Annotated in this window: 22 protein-coding genes; 7 read left to right on the forward strand and 15 right to left on the reverse strand. The window is 66.0% G+C overall.

Features of this window, described 5'->3' with window-relative positions; all coding sequences use genetic code 11:
• Positions 1-740: 740 nt before the first annotated feature.
• Positions 741-2,003, forward strand: coding sequence for a DUF3142 domain-containing protein (locus tag U858_RS0112935; RefSeq protein ID WP_025137577.1), 1,263 nt, complete (start codon positions 741-743; stop codon positions 2,001-2,003).
• Positions 1,990-4,506: a hypothetical protein gene (locus U858_RS0112940; protein WP_025137578.1), complete on the forward strand. Its 2,517-nt coding sequence runs from the start codon at positions 1,990-1,992 to the stop codon at positions 4,504-4,506. Before U858_RS0112935 ends, U858_RS0112940 begins: the two co-directional genes overlap by 14 nt.
• An 87-nt stretch (positions 4,507-4,593) precedes the next feature.
• On the opposite strand, the gene ribD is transcribed toward U858_RS0112940, so the two are convergent.
• Positions 4,594-5,745: a bifunctional diaminohydroxyphosphoribosylaminopyrimidine deaminase/5-amino-6-(5-phosphoribosylamino)uracil reductase RibD gene (gene ribD, locus U858_RS0112945; protein ID WP_025137579.1), complete on the reverse strand. Its 1,152-nt coding sequence runs from the start codon at positions 5,743-5,745 to the stop codon at positions 4,594-4,596.
• 214 nt (positions 5,746-5,959) lie between these two features.
• On the opposite strand from ribD, the gene U858_RS0112950 reads away from it, so the two are divergent.
• Both U858_RS0112950 and U858_RS0112955 read left to right on the forward strand, forming a co-directional pair.
• The gene (locus U858_RS0112950; RefSeq protein ID WP_025137580.1) at positions 5,960-6,526 is read left to right on the forward strand and encodes a cysteine hydrolase family protein; all 567 of its coding nucleotides are present in this window, start codon (positions 5,960-5,962) and stop codon (positions 6,524-6,526) included.
• 26 nt (positions 6,527-6,552) lie between these two features.
• On the forward strand, positions 6,553-7,512 hold the full coding sequence (locus U858_RS0112955; protein ID WP_025137581.1) for a GlxA family transcriptional regulator: 960 nt from the start codon (positions 6,553-6,555) through the stop codon (positions 7,510-7,512).
• 13 nt (positions 7,513-7,525) lie between these two features.
• Here U858_RS0112955 and nrdR read toward each other — a convergent pair whose 3' ends face one another.
• Together nrdR and glyA are read right to left on the reverse strand one after the other, a co-directional pair.
• Positions 7,526-8,005 (reverse strand): transcriptional regulator NrdR, encoded by a 480-nt coding sequence (nrdR, locus tag U858_RS0112960; protein ID WP_025137582.1) that lies wholly within the window; start codon positions 8,003-8,005, stop codon positions 7,526-7,528.
• A 129-nt stretch (positions 8,006-8,134) separates the two neighbouring features.
• Positions 8,135-9,385, reverse strand: a complete 1,251-nt coding sequence (gene glyA / locus U858_RS0112965; protein ID WP_025137583.1) for a serine hydroxymethyltransferase — start codon at positions 9,383-9,385, stop codon at positions 8,135-8,137.
• Between the two features lie 207 nt (positions 9,386-9,592).
• Between glyA and U858_RS0112970 the strand changes: the two genes are divergently transcribed.
• Positions 9,593-10,231, forward strand: coding sequence for a LysE family translocator (locus U858_RS0112970; protein WP_025137584.1), 639 nt, complete (start codon positions 9,593-9,595; stop codon positions 10,229-10,231).
• Between the two features lie 72 nt (positions 10,232-10,303).
• Here the strand turns inward: U858_RS0112970 and U858_RS0112975 are convergent, their stop codons facing one another.
• Both U858_RS0112975 and tyrS read right to left on the reverse strand, forming a co-directional pair.
• A complete protein-coding gene (locus tag U858_RS0112975) occupies positions 10,304-10,960 on the reverse strand; it encodes a YbhB/YbcL family Raf kinase inhibitor-like protein (RefSeq protein ID WP_025137585.1) in 657 nt (218 codons plus the stop codon).
• A 97-nt stretch (positions 10,961-11,057) separates the two neighbouring features.
• Positions 11,058-12,287 (reverse strand): tyrosine--tRNA ligase, encoded by a 1,230-nt coding sequence (gene tyrS / locus U858_RS0112980; RefSeq protein WP_025137586.1) that lies wholly within the window; start codon positions 12,285-12,287, stop codon positions 11,058-11,060.
• Positions 12,288-12,547: 260 nt separating this feature from the next.
• Between tyrS and U858_RS0112985 the strand changes: the two genes are divergently transcribed.
• Together U858_RS0112985 and U858_RS0112990 are read left to right on the forward strand one after the other, a co-directional pair.
• Positions 12,548-13,957 carry a peptidoglycan DD-metalloendopeptidase family protein gene (locus U858_RS0112985; protein ID WP_025137587.1) on the forward strand — a complete coding sequence of 470 codons (1,410 nt, stop codon included), beginning with the start codon at positions 12,548-12,550 and terminating at the stop codon, positions 13,955-13,957.
• 81 nt (positions 13,958-14,038) lie between these two features.
• Complete coding sequence (locus tag U858_RS0112990; RefSeq protein WP_025137588.1) at positions 14,039-15,157, forward strand: anhydro-N-acetylmuramic acid kinase; 1,119 nt, start codon at positions 14,039-14,041, stop codon at positions 15,155-15,157.
• A 133-nt stretch (positions 15,158-15,290) separates the two neighbouring features.
• Here the strand turns inward: U858_RS0112990 and erpA are convergent, their stop codons facing one another.
• From erpA to U858_RS0113040, 10 genes are all read right to left on the reverse strand, one after another.
• A complete protein-coding gene (erpA, locus tag U858_RS0112995; RefSeq protein ID WP_006388644.1) occupies positions 15,291-15,662 on the reverse strand; it encodes an iron-sulfur cluster insertion protein ErpA in 372 nt (123 codons plus the stop codon).
• Positions 15,663-15,748: 86 nt separating this feature from the next.
• Positions 15,749-16,495, reverse strand: coding sequence for a DUF6776 family protein (locus U858_RS0113000; RefSeq protein WP_025137589.1), 747 nt, complete (start codon positions 16,493-16,495; stop codon positions 15,749-15,751).
• A 40-nt stretch (positions 16,496-16,535) separates the two neighbouring features.
• A complete protein-coding gene (gene argC / locus U858_RS0113005) occupies positions 16,536-17,600 on the reverse strand; it encodes an N-acetyl-gamma-glutamyl-phosphate reductase (RefSeq protein WP_025137590.1) in 1,065 nt (354 codons plus the stop codon).
• 129 nt (positions 17,601-17,729) lie between these two features.
• On the reverse strand, positions 17,730-18,122 hold the full coding sequence (gene rpsI, locus U858_RS0113010) for a 30S ribosomal protein S9 (RefSeq protein WP_006388641.1): 393 nt from the start codon (positions 18,120-18,122) through the stop codon (positions 17,730-17,732).
• A gap of 9 nt (positions 18,123-18,131) precedes the next feature.
• Positions 18,132-18,560 (reverse strand): 50S ribosomal protein L13, encoded by a 429-nt coding sequence (gene rplM, locus U858_RS0113015; protein ID WP_006217309.1) that lies wholly within the window; start codon positions 18,558-18,560, stop codon positions 18,132-18,134.
• Positions 18,561-18,884: 324 nt separating this feature from the next.
• Entirely contained in the window at positions 18,885-19,598 is a 714-nt protein-coding gene (locus U858_RS0113020) for an ABC transporter ATP-binding protein (protein ID WP_025137591.1), read from the reverse strand.
• Positions 19,595-20,383 (reverse strand): ABC transporter ATP-binding protein, encoded by a 789-nt coding sequence (locus U858_RS0113025; RefSeq protein WP_025137592.1) that lies wholly within the window; start codon positions 20,381-20,383, stop codon positions 19,595-19,597. Before U858_RS0113025 ends, U858_RS0113020 begins: the two co-directional genes overlap by 4 nt.
• Positions 20,376-21,251 (reverse strand): branched-chain amino acid ABC transporter permease, encoded by an 876-nt coding sequence (locus tag U858_RS0113030; RefSeq protein ID WP_025137593.1) that lies wholly within the window; start codon positions 21,249-21,251, stop codon positions 20,376-20,378. Before U858_RS0113030 ends, U858_RS0113025 begins: the two co-directional genes overlap by 8 nt.
• Before the next feature lie 3 nt (positions 21,252-21,254).
• Positions 21,255-22,136 (reverse strand): branched-chain amino acid ABC transporter permease, encoded by an 882-nt coding sequence (locus U858_RS0113035; protein ID WP_025137594.1) that lies wholly within the window; start codon positions 22,134-22,136, stop codon positions 21,255-21,257.
• Between the two features lie 84 nt (positions 22,137-22,220).
• Complete coding sequence (locus U858_RS0113040) at positions 22,221-23,375, reverse strand: ABC transporter substrate-binding protein (RefSeq protein WP_025137595.1); 1,155 nt, start codon at positions 23,373-23,375, stop codon at positions 22,221-22,223.
• Between the last annotated feature and the right edge of the window lie 124 nt (positions 23,376-23,499).

The raw sequence follows: 23,499 nt of genomic DNA on the forward strand, positions 1-23,499 counted from the left end.
CGCCATAAGCATTTTCGGCACGGTCGTATGTTGCTTTCGCCACACATCAACCAAGAGCACGATCGGGCCCTTTCCGTTTAGGCTGCACCCTTCGGACACAAGTTCCGTCAGGGATTGCAACTAACGTGAATAAGTTCACTCGTACGCCTTCAGCATATCGCTGTAGAACGGGCGCATGATGCGGCCGCATATGAAATGGTCAGCAATGATTTGAAGGGATGAGCGATATCCCGGTGGATTCTTATGATCCGGGCGTAAGGCCCGGTGCGTTCGCTGAACGATGGCAGCGAACGGTCTGAACGGCGCAATGTGCGGCCTGGTTCAGCGACGTGTCGGTCCGGTTGTTGAAAGCGCCGGTACGCGACACTGGAATCCGTGGTGACGAGGGCGCGTTGCGGGCGGTGGAGCAAGCCATGCGCGCGTAGCGCCAAGTCATGGTCTTAGCTTAAGCCGATTTGACGATTTTGTGGCAATTCATTTGCACCGATGCGCAAAAAAACGCAGCAGAAAATGTTAGGGAGAACGCGAACGCCGTTCACGTGCAAATCGCTCCCAAACTTGCTGCGATTCGGCTGCAAGCCGCACCGGTAAACGCTATGCGGGCGATGGATTGCGGCTATCGCAGCCCTTCGTTGGCAGCCGCATGGCGAGAGTGCTAATACCCCTTGCGGCATCAAGGATAGAATCACGCATCCATCATTTCCCGCCCGCGCTCTCTTTTCAACGCCTTCAACCGCATCATGCCGCACCGTTCGCGACCCGCCATGTCGGGGTTTCGCATCGCCAACGCCCGACGGCGCCGGCCCTGGCTTGCGGTGCTTTGCGGCCTGCTTCTCCTGACCGGCTGCGAACCTGCCGGTACCAAGCAAGCGGGCGGTGCGCTTCCCAATGATGCTTACGTGTGGCAACGGCGCTGGACACCGGCCGTGACCGGCGCGCTGGCCGATGGCGCCGAATCCGTGCGGTCCTGGCGCGTGCTGGCGGCGGAAATGCGCGCCGACGGCGTCTGGTTCGATGCCGCGCCCGATCTCGCGGCGCTGGCCGCAACCCAGCGGCCGGTGGTGGCGGTGCTGCGGCTGGATGGCCGCGTTGGCGCGCTGCGGCCCGACGACATCATCGCGCGCGCCACCGCCACGCTGGCGGCATGGCGCAATGCCGGCGTTACCCCCGCCGCACTTGAAATCGACTACGACTGCGCCACCTCGCAGCTGCCCGCCTACACCGCCATGCTGACCGACCTGAAGCGCCGGCTGGCACCTGGCGTGGCGCTGTCGATCACCGCCTTGCCCACCTGGCTGAACAGCCCCGCGCTGGCCGCGCTGCTGGCCGTGCCCGACGAAACCGTGCTGCAGGTCCATGCCGTGCAGGATCCCGCGCTGGGGCTGTTCAACGCCAAGCGCGCGCACGCCTGGCTGGATGCCTACGCGCGCCAGACCAGCCGGCCGTGGCGTGTGGCGCTGCCCACTTACGGCAGCCGCGTCGCCTGGGACGACAACGGCCGCATCGCCACCGTCGAAAGCGAGCGCCCCGCGCTGATGCCCGGGGGCCGCTCGGCCGAACTGCTGGTCGCTCCGGCCGACATGGCGGCGTTTGTCGCCGCGCTGGACCGTGACCGGCCTGCGGGCCTGGCGGGCATCGTCTGGTTCCGCTTGCCGACATCCGCCGACACGCGCGCCTGGAGCCTGCCGACCTGGCGCGCCGTGCTTGCGCGCCAGCCCTTGAACGCCGATGTGGCCGTCGCGGTGCAAACCGCGGGCCCCGGCGGCGCGCGCAACGTGCTGCTGGCCAACCGCGGCAACAGCGATGCGCCGCTGCCGTTTGCCATCCGGATCGATGCTGCCTGCCGCACGGCGGATGGCATCAACGGCTACACCCTTGAATACGACCGCCAGGGCCTGTATCTTCGCCGCGCGCAAGATGGGCTTTTGCGTGCCGGCGCCGAGCGCGCCATTGGATGGATACGCTGTGAATCCGCAACCCCGAGCCTTCATGTACAACCGTAAATCGCTTGCTGCCGTGCTGGTGTTGGCCTGCGCCGCGGGCGCGGGCATCGTCATCGCCTGCGGCCCGGAATTCCCGCCGCAACTGCTGGATGATCGCGCCGGCACCCTGCAAGGCACGCCCGCCAATTCCTTCGCCTACGAGGCCGCGCGGCTGACGCCGGCCACCGACGCGCTGCGCGCCAGCGAATCGGCGCTGCTGCCCGACGGCACCTACCGGTCCGACGCCACGCCGGAAGATTTCGATCCGGCGCTGAGCCCGGCGCAACGCGACCAGATCCGCGCCATGCGCGCCCAACCCGACGGCGATCAGGCCTACGCCGCCGGCGCGGGCCTGCCGGAAGCGGTGCGCCTGTATGTCGCGGCCGCGGTGGACTACCGGACGGCGCCGCAAGGCCAGGGCGACATGCGCCGGGACCGCGCGCGCAAACGCCTACTCTCTATATTGGGGTTGCCGCCGGCGCAGGCCGCGACGCGCAGCGTCTGGGCCGCCTATCTGCTGGCGGAAATGGGAGACGCGCAAGCCGCGTACGACCCGCCCGACGAGCATTCGCACGAAGCCAGCCACGATGCACACGCCTGGCGCGCCCAAGACGCCGAGGCCTACGTCCGCGTTCGCGCGCTGGCGCTGCGCGGCGACGCCGATCCGCTGGGCCTGGCGGTGGCCAGCTACGGCCAGCAAGCCCGCCTGTACCTGACCGGCGCCCAAGGCCCTTGCACGTACGACGATCTGGTCAACGCCACGGCCTGCATGGACGCCATCGCGCCCGCCGACCTGAAACTTGCCGTACGCCTGTACGCCGACCAGGCCGCCCGCGGTTCCGGCAGCGGCCTCGCATCGCTGCGCCTGCTCGCCAACTGGGCGTTGACCGCCCCCGGCCGCGCCGCGCGCCTGATCGACGACCCGATCGGCCAGCGCCTGCTGGTGGCCTACGGGCTGGCCCGCGTGGGCGACATCGTCGACGGCAACCCGGACAGCGCCAACGATGTCTGGGCCACCTTCGACGCGACCGGCCGACTTGGGCTGGCCGATGCCGCCACCGGCCGGCCCGACCTCACCCCCAATCCCGCGCTGCAATCGCTGGTGGCCGCCTTGCAGACGCAGGACCCGCAGCACATCGCCGATGCCGACCGGGTGGCCGCGCTGGCGTATCGCGTGGGCCGCTACGACCTGGCGCAGGCGCTGGCCGAGCGGCTCGATACGGCGCTGGCCTGGTGGGTGCGCGCCAAGCTGGGCGTGCGCCAGGGCGACACCGAACGCGCCGCGCACGCCTACACGCAGGCCCTGGCGGCATTTCCGCGTGCGGACGGCAGCCTGGAAGCCAACGCGGGCGCGCTGCTGAAGGCGGAACAAGGCGTGTTGTCCTTGTCGCGCGGCCAATATGTCGAAGCGCTGGACCAGCTCTATCGCGCCGCCGCCCATCGCGACGGCGAAGCGCCGCCCGACGAAGGCTGGCCCCTGTCGCCGTACTGGAACGACGCCGCCTACGTGGCCGAACGCGTGCTGACCACGGACGAACTCAAGGCCTATGTCGACCGCCAGGCCCCGGCCTCGCCGCCGCCATCGCGACCGCCCGGTTTCAGCCGCTACACCACCGACCAGTTCTACGAATGGAGCCGCCTGCACCAGCCGCCCGTGCACGACCGCCTGCGCCAATTGCTGGCGCGCAGGCTGGTGCGCGAGGGCCGGGTGGACGAAGCGCTGCCCTATTTCCCGGCCGACGCCGACCCGCGCTTCGCGTCCCTGGCCTACCAGGATGGCGACTGGAAGATCGTGGAATCCAACGTGCGCCAGCGCGCCGCCGAGTACGGCGATGCGTTGCTGGCTGCCGGCAACGCCTGGGGCCGCACCTCGCGCGCGCAGGCCTGGTACGCCGCCGCCACCTTGGCGCGTCGCGACGGCATGCGGATCATGGGTTACGAACAGGGCCCCGATTACGCCGTGTACGACGGCAGCTACGCAGCCGGCGCCGGCCGTGAAGCCAATCCGTGGTGGCGCGAGGCCCGCGCCAACGCCGGCCAGCCGCTCGATACGCCATTGCAACGCGCCGAAGCCGACCTGCCCGGCCCGTTCGTGACGCAGGAAGAACGGGTGCGCTACGCCGCCAGCGAAGCCAAGCCCGACGTGCGCTACCACTATCGCCAGATCGCCGCTGACTACGCGCTGAAGGCTGCCGACCAGTTGCCGACCCGCTCGCAGGCCTTCGCCGCCGTGCTGTGCCGCGGCGCGCGCTACGTCATCGACGACACGCCGGATCGCGCCACCGCCATCTACCTGCGCTATGTGGACCAGGGCGCCCAGGTGCCCTTCAGCGACACCTTCGGCCGTGAATGCCCCGAGCCGGACTTCCAATCCGCCTCGCGCTTTCACTATATCCAGGCCTGGAAGGCCTGGGAACGCGTGCGCCATCAGCATCCGGGGCTGCTCCTGGCCGGCGGCCTGCTGGTGTTGGCGGCGCTGGGCGCGGGCATCTGGGCCTGGCGGCCGCGAGGCAGCAAAGCCTGAGCGGGGTCTGCTTAAAAGCGGGGCTGCTAGTAAAGAAGAGCGCTCGAAAGAAGGGCGCTCGGAAAGAAGATCGCTCGGACGCGGCCCCTAGGACAGCGTCGGCAGTTCGACCCGGCGCATCAGCTCGCGCCAGTGATCCGCCACCCGCGCGCGCACGCGCAGGTCGGCGCCCAGGCGCTCGGCGTCGATGAATTCGTAGTGCGGGGCGGCCTCCAGCCGCTCCAGCAGCGGCAGCTTGACCAGGCCGGCGGCGTCACCCAGCAGCATCGGCGCCAGGTAGACCAGCAGTTCGTCGATGCAACCGGCCGCCACCAATGCGCCGCTCAAGCCGGCGCCCGCCTCGACATGGACTTCGTTGAACTGCTCGGCAGCGAACCAGCGCATCATCGCCGGCAGGTCGACCCGGTCGGGTTCCTGTCCAGGCAGCTCGACCACCCGCACATTCCTGGCCGCCAACCGCGCGGCTTTGGCGGCATCGGCGCGGGCGGTGAACACAATGACCTCGCCGCCATCGATCAGGCGCGCGTCTTCCGGCAGCTCGAAGCGGCCGTCGACCACCGCCCGGCGCGGCTGGCGCGGTGTGGCCACGCTGCGCACGGTCAATTGCGGGTCGTCTTTCAGTACGGTGCCGATGCCGGTCAGGACCACGCAGCTGCGCGCACGCCAGTGGTGTCCGTCGGCGCGCGCCTCGGGGCCGGTGATCCACTGCGACACGCCGTTATGCAACGCGCTGCGGCCGTCCAGCGACGTGGCCATCTTCAGCCAGGCCCAGGGCAGCCCGCGACTCATCCGCGACATGAAACCCGCGTTGATGGCCAGCGCCTCGTCGCGGCAAACGCCGGTGGTGACGGCAATGCCGGCCTCGCGCAACCGCGCCAGGCCGCGGCCATTGACCAGGGGATTGGGGTCGCCCAACGCCACCACCACCCGCGCCGGCCTGGCGGCCAGCAAGGCGTCCACGCAAGGCGGCGTGCGGCCGAAATGGCTGCACGGCTCCAGCGTGACATACACCGTGGCGCCGGCCACCGACTCGCCGCGCGCCTGCGCATCGCGCAGCGCGCCGACCTCGGCGTGCGGGCCGCCCGGCGGCTGGGTCGCGCCTTCGCCCAGCACCCGGCCATCGCGCACGATCACGCAGCCCACCCGCGGATTGGGAGCCGTGGTGTACATGACGGTTTGCGCCAGCGCCAGGGCGCGCCGCATCCAGGTAAGGTCGTCGGAGTCGTAGGGGTGCGTCATGCCTGCGATTGTATGTCCGCCGCCCGCCGCAAGCACCCAGGGCGGCCGGTCGGCGAACACCCCGCGCTCTGCCGCGCTATGATCCTCAAAAGGGGCATTTCAGCATGTCCGTTTTGGGCCGACGCTGGTCTGGAGCGGCCTCGCCCAGGGGGCTCACCGGGGCGACAATGCCTGCCATACCCCCCTGAAATTCCACGGCACGGAGCCCGGAACCATGAAACAAGCACTGATAGTCATCGACGTCCAGGATTCCTTCCGGCAACGTCCGTTTTGGGACGAATCCGAATACCCGGCATTCGTCTCGCAACTCCAGGGCCTGATCGATTCGGCCGTGGCGCGCGGCATTCCGGTGCTGCAGGTGTTCCACATCAGCGCCGCCAACGACCCGGCCAACCCGTTTTCCCTGGCTTCCGGCCACGTCAAGACGCTGGACGAAATCCGCATTTCGCCCGATGCCGTGTTCCACAAGACGGTGCATTCGTCGCTGTATGCCAAGGGCGCCGACGGCTCGGCCCTGCAGGACTGGCTGGCCGCGAACAGCATCGAAGGCGTGATCGTCAGCGGCATCCGCACCGAACAGTGCTGCGAAACCACCACCCGGCACGCCAGCGACGCCGGCTACAAAGTCGTGTTCCCGACCGACGCCACGCTGACCTTCGCCATGCAAAGCCCGTCGGGCCAGCACTACACCCCCGCGGAAATCCGCGACCGCACCGAACTCGTGCTGCAAGGGCGCTTTGCCCGCATCGCGCGCGCGGCCGACGCCTTCGCCAGCGCCTGATCGGGCGCCTTCGGACAAGAGCTGCGATGATTCCCGTGCACTTCGTACTGCCCCGGGGCATCGTGCTGCTGGACGTGGCGGGTCCGGCCGAGGCCTTTCGGGTCGCCAACAAGCTGTGTCCCGACGCGTTCACGCAGCATTTCTGCGGCCCGTCCACGGAAATCGAAAGCGGCATTCCCGGCCTGCACCTGGCGCGCATCCAGCCGCTGCCCGACAGCCTGCCGCCCGAAGCCCTGGTGATCGTCTCGGGCGTGGTCGGCAAACCCACCCGCCTGGACGAACCCGAGGCGCGCCGCATCATCGACTGGCTTGCGGTACGGCATCCGGCGGACGGCTTCACGCTGATGACCGTCTGCGCCGGCGCGCTGTTCGCCGCCGCGGCCGGCCTGACCCGCCAGCGCGATTGCACCACGCACCACAGCTGCCTGGCGCAGCTTGCCGCCATGGATCCCACCGCCCGGCTGCACGACAACCGCATCTTCGTCGAAGACGGCAACCTGGTCAGCAGCGCCGGCATCACCGCCGGCATCGACCTGGCGCTGCACATGGTGTCGCGGCATTGCGGGCCGCGCGTGGCCAGCGAGGTGGCGCGCGACATGGTGGTCTACCAGCGCCGCGCGGGCACCGATTCGGCGCTGTCGCCGTGGCTGGAACACCGCAATCACATGCATCCCGGCGTGCACCGCGTGCAGGACGCCGTGGTGCGCAATCCGGCCGCGGACTGGTCGGCGCAATCGCTGGCCGAGCAGGCCCACACCAGCGCGCGGCATCTCACGCGGCTGTTCCGCGAGCACGCGGGCTGCACGCCAATGGACTATCTGTATCAGATCCGCGTCGCGCTGGCGCGTGACATGCTGCGCGAAACGCGCTTGAACCTGGAATTGGTGGCGGAAAAATCGGGCTTTGGTTCGGCCCAGCATCTGCGCCGCGTATGGCGCCGGTTCCAGCCGCAAACGCCAAGCATGGCGCGGGCGGAACCTCAATAGACGGCGCGCGCCGTCATTCCTTGCGCAGCTTGCCCGGCAGCAGCGGCCCCTGCATTTCGCGGATGGCCTCGACGAATTCGCCGATGTCCTCGAAGCTCTTGTAGACCGACGCGAACCGCACGTAGGCCACCTTGTCGAGCTTGCGCAGTTCGGTCATGACCAGTTCGCCGATGTGTTCGGTGGGCACTTCACGCAAGCCGCTGGCCAGCAATTGTTCTTCGATGCGGGCCACGGCCCCGTCCACGTCTTCGGTGCTGACCGGCCGCTTGCGCAGCGCCAGGCTCAGGCTGGCGCGCAGCTTGGCCGGGTCGTATTCGCTACGGCTGCCGTTGCGCTTGACGACCGACGGCATGGCAAGCTCCACCCGTTCGTACGTGGTGAATCGCTTGTCACAGGACTGGCAGCGGCGCCGGCGGCGGATGGCGTCGCCCTCTTCCGAGACACGGCTGTCGACGACCTGCGTTTCGGAATTGCCGCAAAATGGACACCGCATGTGTGATCCCTGAAAACACGGAAAGGCAATAATTCGTCGACATTGTAACGATGAAACAAACAAAAGGACGGCCCCTTGCGGAGCCGTCCTTTGCGCGGGCCGGGCGGCTGACGCCGCCACAGCGCCGTTTTACTTCTTGCCGTAGACCGGCAGGCGCGAGGTCAGTTCGTTGACGCGGGCGCGCACGGCGGTGATGTTGGCCTCGTCACGCGGGTTGTCCAGCACGTCGGCGATCAGGTTGGCGGTCAGTTCCGCTTCGGCTTCGGTGAAACCGCGGGTGGTCATGGCCGGGGTGCCCAGGCGGATGCCGCTGGTCACGAAAGGCTTTTCCGGATCGTTCGGGATGGCGTTCTTGTTGACCGTGATGTGGGCCTGGCCCAGCACGGCTTCGGCTTCCTTGCCCGTGATGCCCTTGGCGCGCAGGTCCACCAGCATGACGTGGCTTTCGGTACGGCCAGACACGATGCGCAGGCCACGCTTGACCAGCGTGTCGGCCAGCACCTTGGCGTTCTTGACCACTTGCTGCGCGTAGGTCTTGAATTCGGGTTCCAGCGCTTCCTTGAAGGCCACGGCCTTGCCGGCGATGACGTGCATCAGCGGACCGCCCTGGATGCCGGGGAAGATCGCCGAGTTGACGATCTTTTCGTATTCGGCCTTCATCATGATGACGCCGCCGCGCGGGCCGCGCAGCGACTTGTGCGTGGTCGAAGTAACGAAGTCGGCGTGGGGCACCGGGTTCGGGTAGGCGCCGCCCGCCACCAGGCCGGCGTAGTGGGCGATGTCGACCATGAACAGCGCGCCGTTCTCATGGGCGATGCGGGCCATGCGCTCGAAATCGATGTGCAGGGCGTAGGCCGAAGCGCCAGCCACGATCAGCTTGGGCTTGTGTTCGCGGGCCAGTTGCTCGACCTGGGCGTAGTTCAGGACTTCGTTTTCGTCCAGGCCGTACGAGATGAAGTTGTACAGCTTGCCCGAGGCGTTGACCGACGCGCCGTGGGTCAGGTGGCCGCCTTCGGCCAGGCTCATGCCCAGCACGGTGTCGCCTGGCTTCAGGACGGCCATGTACACGCCCTGGTTGGCCTGCGAACCCGAGTTGGGCTGCACGTTGGCGGCTTCGGCGCCGAAAATCTGCTTCAGGCGGTCGATGGCCAGTTGCTCGACCACGTCGACGTATTCGCAACCGCCGTAGTAGCGCTTGCCCGGATAGCCTTCGGCGTACTTGTTCGTGAGCTGCGTGCCCTGGGCTTCCATGACGGCCGGGCTGGCGTAGTTCTCCGAAGCGATCAGCTCGATGTGCTGCTCTTGGCGTACGTCTTCCTTCTGGATGGCGGCCCAGACGTCCGGGTCAGCCTTGGAGAGGGTGAGGTTGCGGTCAAACATGACGGGAGGTTCCTGAAGCGGGTAAGAGAGGAGGAAACTGCGCCCCGGGTGGGTAAACCCGGATAATGACGAATAGTTTACCGCGTCATCTCGATTCCCTTGTCGCCAAAATGCCCCGAATGGCGGCAAAATTCCCGGCATGGGCGCGAAATTTCCGACATCCCCCCACCGCCGGAAAACGCGCTCAACCCGACTTGAGAAACTTTCATGCAAACCCAGACCTTGATCGCCTACACCCTGGTCGCCGCCGTCAGCGTCGTCACCCCCGGCCCCGCCAGCATCCTGGCCATGCGCAACGGCGCCGCCGGCGGCCTGCGCGCGGTGCTGCCGTCGTCGTTGGGCAACGTCACCGGCCTGTTCCTGCTGTCGGCCGCCGCCATGCTGGGCCTGGGCGTGGTGCTGCAATCGTCGGCGCTGCTGTTCGCGGCGCTCAAGATCGCCGGCGCCGCCTACCTGATCTACCTGGGCCTGCGCCATCTGCTGGGCCGCAGCAGCGTGGCAGCGCCCCCGCCCGACGCCCAGGGGCGCCCGCCCCGCGGCGCCTGGGCGCTCTACCTCGAAGCCACCTTCGTGGCCAGCCTGAACCCCAAGCCCATCCTGTTCTTCACCGCGCTGTTCCCGCAATTCCTGAATGCCGCCGAGCCGCTCTTGCCGCAGTTCTTCATCCTGACCGGCATCTTCATGGGCATGTCGCTGCCCTCGCTGCTGGCGTACGGCCTTCTGGCGCGGCGGGCCCGCCGCCTGTTCCAGCAACCGCGCGCCGTGCTGTGGATCAATCGCGCCGTGGGTTCGGTGTTCGTCGCCTTCGGCGTGGCGCTGCTGCGCCTGAAACGCGCGACCGGCTGATGGACACTGCGCCGTCGCCGCCAATAAAAAGGGCCACATTTAATGTGGCCCTTTTTTACCCAGGCGTCGCGATCAGGACGCCGAGGTCGCCCCGATCTGCTTGGGCGCCAGCTTCGGATTGAGGGTGTAGGTCCCCGTCACAGACGCCTGGCCCAGCACGTGCTTCTGGATGGCGCGCAGGGCGTCTTCACCCGTGAAGGCGCCCTGCAGGTTCAGCGTCGGGACATCCAGCGCATACAGCGTGAACACATAGCGGTGCACCAGCGCGTCGTTCCAGGGCGGGCACGGGCCGTCGTAGCCGAAGTAGTCGCCGCTCATGTCGTGGTCGTTGGCGAACCAGGACGAATACGAGTTGATGCCCTGGCGGGCCTCCAGCGGTGCCAGCGGGCCACCCTTGCCGCGTGGCGTGATGCCGTTGGAAAAGGCGCCCTCTTCGATGTCGCGCATGTCGGCGGACAGGTCCACCAGCACCCAGTGGAAGAAATCCACGCGCGGCAGGTCCGCGGGAACCTCGCGGCCTTCCTGGTTGACGTCGTCGGGTTTGGAGGGCACGTCCGGATCGTGGCAGATCAGGGCAAACGACTGCGTCCCCGCGGGCACGTCGTCCCAGGAAAACTGCGGGTTGTAGTTGTCTGCCAGCGCGACGTGCGATTGCGCATCGATCTTGCCGAAGGCGTAGCGCTCCGGGATCGACTCGTGATCGGAAAAAGACAAACTCGAAAGTTTCATGTCGTGCTCCTTGAAGTGCCGCAAAGGCGTCCCTGCCCCTGACCGTGCCTCCAGCGTATCAAAAACTGCGAGATCACGGGTTCACAACCCTTCACGCCTACGGGTTCACGGTTACACGCGCGAATTTGCGCTTGCCCACCTGAACGACGTAGGTGCCCGCGGGCAGTTGCAGCGACTTGTCTTCCACGCGGTCGCCATTGACGCGTACCCCGCCCTGCTCGACGTTGCGCTGCGCTTCCGAGCCCGACACAACCAGCCCGGCTTCGCGCAGCAGCTTCAGGATGCCCACCGGCGCCCCGCCCATGCTGACTTCGGGCATGTCTTCCGGAATCGCGCCGTCACGGAAACGCGCCTCGAAGGCGGCCAGCGCGTCGTCGGCCGCCTTGGCCGAATGGAAGCGCGTGATGATTTCCTGGGCCAGCATGACCTTGGCGTCGCGCGGATTGCGACCGTCGTCGATCGATTGCTTGAGCGCGGCGATCTCCTCCAGCGAGCGGAACGACAGTAGTTCGAAATAGCGCCACATCAACGTATCGTTGATCGACATCAGCTTGCCGAACATCGAATCGGGCGACTCCGAAATGCCGATGTAATTGCCCTTGGACTTGGACATCTTCTCTACGCCGTCGGTGCCCACCAGCAGCGGCATCGTCAGGATGCACTGCGGCTCTTGCCCATATTCCTTCTGCAGCTCGCGGCCGACCAGCAGGTTGAACTTCTGATCGGTGCCCCCCAGCTCCAGATCGGACTTCAGCGCCACCGAGTCATAGCCCTGCATCAGCGGATACAGGAATTCGTGCACCGAGATCGGGATGCCGCCCTTGAAGCGCTTGGTGAAATCCTCGCGCTCCATCATGCGGGCCACCGTATAGCGCGAAGCCAGTTGGATCATGCCGCGCGCACCCAGCGGATCGCACCACTCGGAGTTGTAACGGATCTCGGTGCGGGCCGGATCCAGCACCAGGCTGGCCTGCGCATAATAGGTCTTGGCGTTGGCCTCGATCTGCTCGCGGGTCAGGGGCGGACGGGTGCTGTTGCGGCCGCTGGGGTCACCGATGGTCGAGGTGAAGTCGCCGATCAGGAAAATGACTTCGTGGCCCAGGTCCTGCAGCTGGCGCATCTTATTGAGCACCACGGTGTGGCCCAGGTGGATGTCCGGCGCCGTCGGGTCCAGCCCCAGCTTGATGCGCAGCGGCACGCCGGTGGCGCGGCTTCGGGCCAGCTTGCGGGCGAATTCTGATTCGACCAGCAGCTCATCGCATCCGCGTTTGGCAATACGCAGATCGGCTTCGACTTCGGGGGTGATGGGGGCTTCGGAGGGAGACATTTTTTGGGGGGCCGCGACGGCTTTAGCCGATAAAAAGGTGTAAAAAGTGACGAAAACTATCGAAAATTCTAGCCGAATCAGCTAGGATACCGCCCTAATCATACGCAACTGTCATATATACGCAGTTGCTGTCCGGTCTACCACCCGTTTGTTCACAAGTTGCGCCCCGCGCCAGCCCTTGCCCCGGAAAACGTGGCGCGCGGGGGCCGTTCGTGTCACGCACCCTGCGAGCTCAAGCCACCTGAGAGGGTATCTTCACGATGAATCGTGGCCTCCACGACCTGGCGAGTAGCATCAAGCGCAAAGTTGCTGCCGTGTTTGCGCCCGTCGAGCCCAAGCCTCACCGCTCGGGACTTTTCCGCCGCACTCTCCTTGTCACCGCCATCGGCTTGTTTGCCGGCGCCGCCGCCCTGGGCATGGTGCAGCAACCCGACCGCAGCGAAATCCCCCCGTCCCGCATCATCCAGAGCGTTCTGCCGCTGACCACCGAACAGGTTGAAGTCAGCACGCCCAGCGCCGCGCCGTACATCAGCGAAACCCGCATCCGCGCGGGCGACACGCTGGCCGCCGTGCTGCAACGCCTGGAACTCGATTCGCCCGACCTGCAAACCTTCCTGACCCACGACGCCAGCGCGCGCAGCATCTACAAGCTGTACCCGGGCCGTTCCGTGCAGGCCGCGACCGACGCGGAAGGCAACCTGATCTGGCTGCGCTACATCCACACCCCCGGCAACGAAGCTGACGGCCAGGTCGTCACTCGCATGCTGCACGTGGCACGCACCGGCGACGGCTACAAGGCCGAGGAAGTCACCGAAAGCACCGATCGCCAGACCCGCGTCGCCGTGGGCACGATCCGTTCGTCGCTGTTCGGCGCCACCGATGCTGCCGGTATTCCGGATTCGGTCACCATGCAGATGGCCGACATCCTCAGCTCCAAGATCGACTTCCTGCGCGACCTGCGCCAGGGCGACCAGTTCCGCGTGGTCTACGAAGTGCGCTCGCACGACGGCCGCTACGCGGGCGCCGGCCGCGTGCTGGCCCTGGAATTCATCAACGGCGGCAAGACCCACACCGCCGTCTGGTTCAGCGCCGACAACAAGACGGGCTCGTACTACGACTTCGACGGCACCAGCCTGCGCGGCGCGTTCCTGCGCACCGCCCTGAAGTTCAGCCGCATCAGTTCCACCTTCGGCATGCGCATGCACCCCATCCACAAGACCTGGACGGGACACAAGGGCGTGGACTACGCGGCCCCCTCGGGCACGCCGATCCACTCCACGGCGGATGGCACGGTGGAATTCTCGGGCTGGCAGAACGGCTACGGCAACGTGGTCATCGTCAAGCACTACGGCAAGTACTCGACGCTGTACGCGCACCAGAGCCGCATCGCCGAAGGCATCACCAAGGGCGCCAAGATTTCCCAGGGCCAGTTGCTGGGTTACGTCGGCGCCACCGGCTGGGCCACCGGCCCGCACCTGCACTACGAATTCCGCGTCGACAACCAGCCCATCGACCCGCTGTCGGTGGACCTGCCTGTTGCCCGCGCCCTCGAACCCGCCGAAATCCGCGCGTTCAACCAGGCCGTGGGTCCGTACAAGCAGCAGATCCAGTTGCTGACCGAATTCCAGCAGACCCTGCCCGACGCGCTGACCAACGTGGCCAGCCGCTAAGCAGCCCGTCTGCATGACGCACCCGCAAGGCGGCCCGCGCATCTCGATGCCGGGCCGCTTTTTACTTAGGCGGATCTACTCATGACTGCATCTCCAAACGCGCGTTCCTACATTGGACTCATGTCGGGCACCAGTGTCGATGGCGTCGATGGCGTGCTGGTTCGCCTGCCGGACGGCCAGCCGCCGCAGGTGCTGGCCAGCGCCAGCCTGCCGATGCCGGCTGCCCTGCGCGTCGAACTGCTGGCGCTGAACGCGCCCGGCGATGACGAACTGGCCCGCGCCGCGTTGGCCGCCAACGAACTGGCCCGCCTGTATGCGCAGGCCGTGGCCGACCTGCTCGCCCAGACGGGCCTGCAAGCGCAGGATATCGCCGCCGTCGGCGCCCATGGACAGACCGTGCGCCATCGGCCCGACCACGGCTATACGCTGCAATTGAATGCGCCCGCCCTCCTGGCCGAACTGACCGGCATCGACGTGATCGCCGACTTCCGCAGCCGCGACGTGGCCGCGGGCGGCCAGGGCGCGCCGTTGGTGCCGCCGTTCCATGCCGCCATCTTCGGCGCCCCGCAGGGCCGCGCCGTGCTGAACCTGGGCGGCATCGCCAACGTGACCCTGCTGACGCCGGGCCAGCCGCCCCGCGGCTTCGATACAGGCCCCGCCAACGTGTTCCTGGACGCCTGGTGCCAACGCCACCTGGGCCAGCCCTACGACAAGGATGGCCGCTGGGCCGCCACCGGCCAGGTGCTGGCGCCGCTGCTCGAACAACTGATTGCCAGCGAACCCTGGTTCGCGCTGCCGCCGCCCAAGTCGACCGGCCGCGACCTCTTCAACCTGCGCTGGCTGGACGACCGGCTGGCGGCCTACGATGGCCCAGCCCCTGCCCCGCAAGACGTGCAGGCGACCCTGCAACGCCTGACGGCGCGCACCGTTGCCAACGCCATCGATGCGGCCGCTGCCGATACGCGCGAAGTCTACGTGTGCGGCGGCGGCGCGTACAACGCGGGGCTGATGCGTGAGCTGGCGTATTGCCTGCAGCGCCCGGTGCACGCCACCGACGCCCTGGGCGTGCCGGCGCAGCAGGTCGAAGCCCTGGCCTTTGCGTGGCTGGCGCAGGCGTTCCTGACGGGCAGGCCGGCGGGCGTGCCCGAGGTCACGGGCGCTCGCGGCCCGCGCATCCTGGGCGCGCGGTACCCGGCCTGAAATCAGGCCACCCGGACAACCGGCCCAAACAAAAAGCCCTTCGGCATGCCGAAGGGCTTTTTTTGTCGCTCAGGCGCACGCACCTGGCACCGCGGCGGCCCGCCCAAGCGAACCTGACGCGATCGCTATCGGCTTACACCGAGAACGACGAACCGCAGCCGCAGGTGGTGCTGGCGTTAGGGTTGCGGATGACGAACTGAGCGCCTTCCAGGTCTTCCTTGTAGTCGATCTCGGCGCCAACCAGGTACTGGAAGCTCATCGGGTCGACCAGCAATTGCACGCCGGCCTTGTCCAGCACGGTGTCGTCTTCGTTGACGACTTCGTCAAACGTGAAACCGTACTGGAAACCCGAACAGCCCCCGCCCTGCACGAAGACGCGCAGCTTCAGTTCGGGGTTGCCTTCCTCGGCCAGCAGGTCCTTGACCTTGGCGGCTGCCGAGTCGGTGAACACCAGGGGAGCAGGCGGGGCAGCCTGCAGGTCGACGGTTTCGGTCACTGCATTCATGATTCACTCCTGGCCGGTTCGGCCGTATTCCGGTGAGCGGCGTCGCCGCTCGTATACATCCACTATAGCGCAGGCCCTGCCCAGACTCAAAGTTCAAGCTTGACGCTGCGCGAGGCGCGGACGGTGTCGCCTTCGAGGACGCTGATGGTGACGCTTTCGGGGACAAATCCCTCGGGCACGGCCAGGACGCCCTGGCTGCGCTGGTACTGGTCGAATTGCAGCGCCAGCGACGCCGCCGTGGTGGTTTCGCCAGTGGCGGGCACCGGGCCGCTTTCGGCCCTGACCTGCATGGGGGCCAGATCCACCGTGACGGTTTCGCCCTTGAGCGTGCCGGTGGCCTGGAAGCGCAACGTGCCGGCAAACGCGGCCGCGCCATTGCGGCCGCTGCGCATCAGCAGCACCTTGTAGCGCAGGCCGGCGCCGTCGCGCTCGATCTGGGCGCCGCGGATATCCACCGAGCCCTCGGGGCCGGGGGGCAGCAGTTGTTCGTAAAAAGCCAGTTGATCGCGCACCCGGCCGACTTCGGCCTGGGCGGCATGCAGCTGGGTTTCGAGTTCCTGGCGGGCGGAACGTTCGATGACCAGTTCGCCATCCGCAGTATCGAGCTGGCCACGGATGTAGCGCAATTGCACCGCCTGCTGGCGCATGGCCTCGTCGCGCGCTTCGACCTGCTCGGCGCTGAGCACCACCGCATCCTTGGGTTGGTACACGCCGCGGGCGTAGAAATAGCCCGCCGCCAGCCCCAGCACGACACCCGCCACGATACCGGCAGCCACGCGCAGGCCGGAACCGGCGCGGGAAGGTCGAGGTGTTGCGGACGTTTCGTTGGACATGGGAAGCGGGCCGGCGGCTAGCCGCTGGCCCGGCAAGGCATTACGGCAGGATCGCGACCTGGTCCAGGCCCGTGGTTTCGGCGATGCCGAACATCAGGTTCATGTTCTGCACGGCCTGGCCGGCCGCGCCCTTCACCAGGTTGTCCTGCACGACCATGATGATGAGCTGGTCGCCGCCGCCCGGGCGCGACAGCGCAATGCGCAGGTTGTTCGAGGCGCGCACCGAGCGCGTTTCGGGCAGGCTGCCGGCAGGCATGACGTCGACGAAGGCTTCGTCGGCGTAGCGTGCTTCGAACAGCGCCTGGAAGTCGGTGTCGCGTGCTTCGGGCAGGATGCGGGCGTAGATGGTCGAGAACATGCCGCGGATCATCGGCACCAGATGCGGCACGAAAGTCAGGCCGACCTTGCCGCCAGCGATCTTCTCGAGCTGGGCGACGATTTCGGGATGGTGGCGGTGGCCGGCCACGCCATAGGCCTTGAAGTTGTCGGACGCTTCAGAGAACAGCGAGCTGACTTCGGCTTTGCGGCCGGCGCCCGACACGCCCGACTTGCAATCGGCGATCAGGGTTTGCGCATCGACCAGTTGCTTGCCGCCTTCGAGCAGCGGGGCCAGCCCGAGCAGCACGGTGGTGGGGTAGCAGCCAGGGTTGCCGATGACGCGGGCCTTGGAGATGGCTTCGCGGTTCAGTTCGACCAGGCCGTACTGGGATTCGGCCAGGATGTCCGGGCAGGTGTGGGGAATCTTGTACCAGCGCTCGAACGTGGGGATGTCCTGCAGGCGGAAGTCGGCGGCCAGGTCGATGACACGGGTGCCGGCGGCGATGAGTTCCTGCGCCTGGGCCATGGCCACGCCGTGGGGCGTGGCGAAGAACACCACGTCGCAATCGGTCAGCGTGGCTTTTTCCGGCGAGGAAAACGCGATCTTCACGCGGCCGCGCAGGTTCGGATACATGTCGGCCACTGGCAGCCCGTCTTCCTTGCGGGAGGTGATGGCGGTCAGTTCCACGTCGGGATGTTGCGACAACAAACGCAGCAGTTCGACGCCGGTATAACCGGTGCCGCCGACGATGCCAACCTTGATACGGGTGTTCGATGCTTGGGCCATGATGTGTGCTCTTCCTGGGTCGAGGCTAGATTGTATAACTCTGAGAGAGGCGCAATTCTTACCGCGGGGGTCCCACGGGACAACACCATAAAAAAAAGCCCGCTCGAAAGCGGGCTTTTTTCGCAGCGATTAACGCTTGCTGAACTGCTTGCGACGACGTGCCTTGCGGAAGCCGACCTTCTTGCGTTCGACTTCGCGGGCATCGCGGGTCACAAAACCAGCTTGCGACAGTGCGGGCTTCAGGGTCGCGTCGTAGTCGATCAGGGCACGCGTGATGCCGTGACGAACTGCGCCGGCCTGGCCGGTTTCGCCGCCGCCGTGCACGTTGACTTTGATGTCAAACGATTCCAGGTGGCCGGTCAGTTCCAGCGGCTGGCGCACGACCATGCGGCCGGTTTCACGAGCGAAGAACTCGTCGACGGGCTTGCCGTTGACGACGATCTTGCCGGTGCCCTTCTTGATGAAAACGCGAGCCACCGAAGTTTTGCGACGGCCGGTTCCGTAATTCCAGTTACCGATCATGGCGTTTCCTTAGATATCCAGCGTCTTGGGCTGCTGGGCGGTGTGCGGGTGCTCGGCACCAGCATAGACCTTCAGCTTCTTGATCATGGCGTAGCCCAGAGGACCCTTGGGCAGCATGCCCTTGACGGCCTTCTGAATGGCGCGACCGGGAAAACGCTCTTGCATTTTCTCGAAGTTCGTTTCGCGGATACCGCCCGGGTACGTGGTGTGGCGGAAGTACTTCTTGTCCTTCGCCTTGGTACCGGTAACGACGATATCGGAAGCGTTGATGATGACGATGTAATCGCCGGTATCAACGTGCGGCGTGAATTCAGGTTTGTGCTTGCCACGCAGACGACGTGCGACTTCGCTGGCCACACGACCGAGGACTTTGCCCTTGGCGTCGATCACAAACCAGTCACGTTGGACTTCATGCGGCTTGGCCACAAAGGTCTTCATGATGGTTCCTAGATAAAAATGGTATCTGGCTGGACTATCCGGCCAGGCTTTTTTCCCCAACTAGGCTGCAAAAAAACAAGGCGTGAACCTTGCCCACCGCAACCGCTATCGACGTCCCGCCTAAGCGTTATTACCCGCCCGTGCAATGGTCAAAATGAGGGAAAGCCTGAAATTCTACCACGGATGCTCAAAAAGTGGGCAGGCGGGCAGCAATCCAAGCTGGGCGACGGCCGCTCCCCAGGGAACGGCTGTTGCATAAATAAAAAGGGACATGAGAGGAGCCCTACCGGCCCCGTTTCATGCCCCTCTTCCCTGTTGGGCCGATCAGGCGCCCAGGTAGGCTTCCAGCACGCGCGGGTGGCCGAGCAGGCCGCGACCGGTGCCGGCCAGCGCCATGGCGCCGTTTTCCAGCACATAGCCGTGCTGGGCGATCTTCAGCGCCTGGCGCACGTTCTGCTCCACCAGGAACAGGGTCAGGCCGTCGGCATTGATGGCGCGCAGCGATCGGAAGATTTCCTGCACCACGATGGGCGCCAGGCCCATCGACGGTTCGTCCAGCAGCAACAGGCGCGGCTTGGCCATCAAGGCCCGGCCGATCGCCAGCATCTGCTGTTCGCCGCCCGACAGATTGCCGGCGATGCCTGTGATGCGTTCTTTCAGGCGCGGAAACAGGTTGAACACGTATTCCAGATCGTTGCCGACGTTCTTCAAGCCGCGGCGGTAGGCGCCCAGCTCGAGGTTTTCCAGCACGGTCATGGTGGTGAGGATGGCGCGGCCTTCCGGCACCTGGACGATGCCGCGCGCGACCAACTGGTGCGGCGCCAGGTTGGTGATGTCTTCGCCTTCGAAGAGGATCTTGCCGCGCGCCTTGGGCAACAGGCCCGACAACGCCAGCAGCGTGGTCGACTTGCCGGCGCCGTTGGCGCCGACCAGGGCGGTGATTTCCTTGGCTTCCAGGTCCAGGTCGATGCCGCGGACAGCCTCGATGTGGCCGTAGTTGACCTCGAGTCCGCGGACTTCCAGCATGGCGCTGCTCATTTTGCGGCCTCCGCTTGTTCGGTGTCGTCTTCGTCTTCGCGGCCCAGGTAGGCCTCGATGACCTGCTCGTTGTTGCGGATCTCTTCAGGTCCGCCGCAGGCGATGATCTTGCCGAAGTTGAGCACTGCGATGCGCTCGCACAACCCCATGACGAAGCGCATGTCGTGCTCGATCATGAGGATGGTGTAGCCGCGGTCGCGGATGGCCAGGATTTCGCGCATGAGCTCGGCGCGTTCGCCGGTGTTCATGCCCGCCACGGGTTCGTCCAGCAGCAGCAGCTTGGGCTCGGTGGCCAGCGCGCGCGCCAGCTCCAGGCGGCGCTGTTCGCCGTAGGACAGGTTGTCGGCCAGGTCGTTGGCCTTGTGGTCCAGGCGCATCCAGGTCAGGAGCTCGTGGGCGCGTTCGCGGGCGCGCTTTTCGTGCTCGCGGTAGCCCGGCAGGCCAAGCAGCAGGCTGGGAAAGCCGTAGTTCATGTGGCGATAGGCGCCCACCACCACGTTTTCCAGCAGCGTCATTTCCTTGAAAAGACGGATGTTCTGGAAGGTGCGGGCGATGCCCATGCGAGTGATCGCGTGCGGCTTCCTGTTCAGGACGCTTTCGCCGTTGAACGTGATGGTGCCGCCGCTGGGCGGCAGCAGCCCGGTGATCAGGTTGAACACCGTGGTCTTGCCGGCGCCGTTCGGGCCGATCAGGCCGAAGATGGACCCTTGGGGCACGGACAGGCTGACGTCATGCAGCACATGCAGGCCGCCGAAGCTCTTGGAGACGGAGGAAAGCTCAAGCATGGCGCTTGCCTCCTTGGCGACCTTGACGCATCCAGCGCTTGAAGCGCGCCGGATCCCAGATGCCTTGCGGCAGGAACAACACAATCACCACCAGGATCACTCCGTTCGCGATCAGGCGCAGATCCGCAAAACCGCGCAGCAATTCGGGCAGCACGGTAATGATGAAGCTGCCCAGCACGGGACCGGCCAAGCCGCCGATGCCGCCCAGGATCGCCATGGTCAGGATTTCAACGCCACGATCAAAGCCGTATTCGTTGGGGCCGATGAAGAAGGTCAGGTGCGCATTCAAGGCGCCGGCCAGGCCCGCGATCATCGCGCCGGCCACGAAGGCCAGCATCTTGTTGGCGCGCACGTCGATGCCCATCAGGCCGGCCGCCGTTTCGTCGCCGCGAATGGCGTCGAACGAGCGTCCGATCTTGGAGGCGCGGACACGCCACAGCACAAACAGGACGATGACGACCGCCAGCACCACGTGCCACCACTGCGTCAGTTGCGGGATGCCGTTAAGGCCCAGCGCACCGCCGGTGAGGGACTCGGTGTTCAGGATCGTCACACGGACGACTTCGCCAAAGCCCAGCGTGGCCATGGCCAGGTAGACCCCCGACAAGCGCAAGGTCGGCAGACCGATCAACGCCGCCACCAGGGCGGGCGCCGCCATGCCGCCGGCCAGCGCGACCGTGAACGGCGCGTCGTAGTTCATGGTGAGCAGCGCGGCGGTGTACGCCCCGATGCCCATGAAGGCAGCGTTGGCCATGGCCAGCATGCCGCAGGCCAGGGTCAGCCAGATGGAGAGGGCCAGCAACGCGTTGGTGCCCAGCGTGAGCACCAGGTTGCCGTAAATGGCCCAGAAGTTTTCGAATCCGCTCATTCTTTAAGCCTTGCGTTGAACCACTTTGCCGAACAGACCTTGCGGGCGTACCAGCAGGATCAGGAACAGCAGGCCGAAAGCCACCGCGTCTCGCATGGTGGAGCCGATGTAGGCCACCGACAGCACTTCCGCGAACCCCAGGAAGAGACCGCCCAGCATGGCGCCGCGAATGTCGCCCATGCCGCCCAGGATGATGACCGCGATGCCCTTGTGCAGCATCGGCTGGCCCATCAGCGGGAACAGCGCGTTCGAGTACAGGCCGATCAGCACACCGGCAACGCCCCCCAGGGCGGCGGCGGCGAACGAGGTCGTCACGAACAGCTTTTCGACGTTGATCCCCAGTAGCCAGGCGGCCTTGGGCGATTCGGCGATGGCGCGCAGGGCGCGGCCGAACTGCGTGCGGCGCATGACGAACATCAGCACGGCCATCAGGGCGAACGACAGGAAGATGATGCCCAGTTCGATGACGGTCAGGTGCAACCCGGCGATTTCGATGACGTCTTCAGGCACGGTGCCGTGGGGGAAGCGCAGGTTGCTGGCGCCGAAGATGCTCTGGGCGCCGTTGTTCAGGATGATGCCCACGCCAATCGTGGCGATCATGGGGATCAAGTGAGGCGCGTTGCGCTTGCGCAGCGGCTTGAGCACCAGGTAGTCGATGATGACCCCGGTAAAGCCCGCCACGAAAAAGGCGACCATCAGCGCCGCCCACAGGGGCAGGCCGAATTGCTGGACCACGAACAGTGCCGCGTAGGCGCCAACCATGAAGACGGCGCCATGCGCCAGGTTGATCACCCCGAGCACGCCGAAGATCAGCGTGAAGCCCAGCGCGAACAGTGCATACACACAGCCCAGCGACAAGGCATTGACGAATTGTTGTTCGAACATGATGGGACTTTCCAAATCAAAAGCGCCCTGCGGACGGCCGGGCCGTCCGCAAGGCGCACCCCCCCGCGCGGGGATGCGTAGCGCTTACTTCTCGATGACGTACTTGCCGTCTTTGGTCACGCTGACGATCGGCGCCTGGTCGGCGTCGTAGCCGGCGGGCTTGCCGGCACGGTCGGTGGCTTGACGGAACTTGAAGGCGCCGGTGGCGCCGGTCCACGTCACGGCGGGCAAGGCGTCGCGCAGGGCAGCGCGGTCCTTGGGCAGGTCGCCGGTGAGCTTGGTGTTCTTCAGGCCCTGGGCGACGATGTACATGGCGTCGTAGGACTGAGCGGCGAACTGGTCGGGCGAACCGTTGAACTTGGCCTTGTAGGCGTCGATGAACTTGACGTTCTCAGGGGCCTTGTTCTCGATCGACCACGGGCTGCCGATCCAGAGATTGTTCGACGCGCCGCCAGGGGCCAGGTCGAAAATCTTGACCGAGTTCATGCCGTTGCCGCCGATGACGGGCACGTTGATGCCCAGTTGGCGAGCCTGCACCATGATCGGGGCGCCTTCGGCCAGCAGGGCGGACAGCACGATGGCGTCGGGGTTGGTGCCCTTGATCTTGGTCAGCTGGGCCTTGAAGTCGACGTCGCCCTTGGCGAAGGTTTCCGTGGTGGTGACCGGGATCTTCTGGTCTTCCAGGGCCTTCTTGAAGTTGTCGTAACCGCTCTTGGTGAAGACGTCGTCGTTGCCGTAGAGCACCGCCACGTTCTTCAGGCCGGTCTTGGCCTTGACGGTGGAGATGGTGGCCGGCAGCACGTCGGCTTCGGTAACCGAATTGCGGAACACGTAGTTGCCGATGGACGTGATGCCGTCGGCGGTGTTGGACGTGCCGAAGGCGACCGTCTTGGCAGCCTGGGCGATCGGGTCGGCGGCCTGCGCCGAGTTCGACAGCGTCGGGCCGAAGACCATCAGGACGTTGTCCTTGAAGATCAGCTTCTTGAAGACGTTGATCGCTTCTTCTTTCTTGCCTTGTTCGTCCTCGACCACGAGCACGATCTTGTTGCCGTTGATCCCGCCTGCGGCGTTGATCTCGTCGGCCGCCAGCTGGAAGCCGTTGCGGATCGAGACGCCGTACTGGGCGGCGCCGCCGGACAAGGCTTCAGCCACGCCCAGCTTGATGTCAGCCGCGTGCGCAGCCGGGACGATGCCGGCAGCGATCAGCGCGGCCAGCAGCTTCTTGGTCTTGGATTGCATGGTTGATACCACCTTAAAGTCTGTCTCGGAATGTTGGTTATCCGGGCTGGAGTGATCCCGCCGGATTGACGTCCAATGCCGCCTGAAGGCGTCATGTTTGCGCGTCAAGACCCGGGATATTACT

The sequence above is a fragment of the Achromobacter sp. DH1f genome (assembly GCF_000633435.1).
Lineage (GTDB): Bacteria > Pseudomonadota > Gammaproteobacteria > Burkholderiales > Burkholderiaceae_B > Achromobacter > Achromobacter deleyi.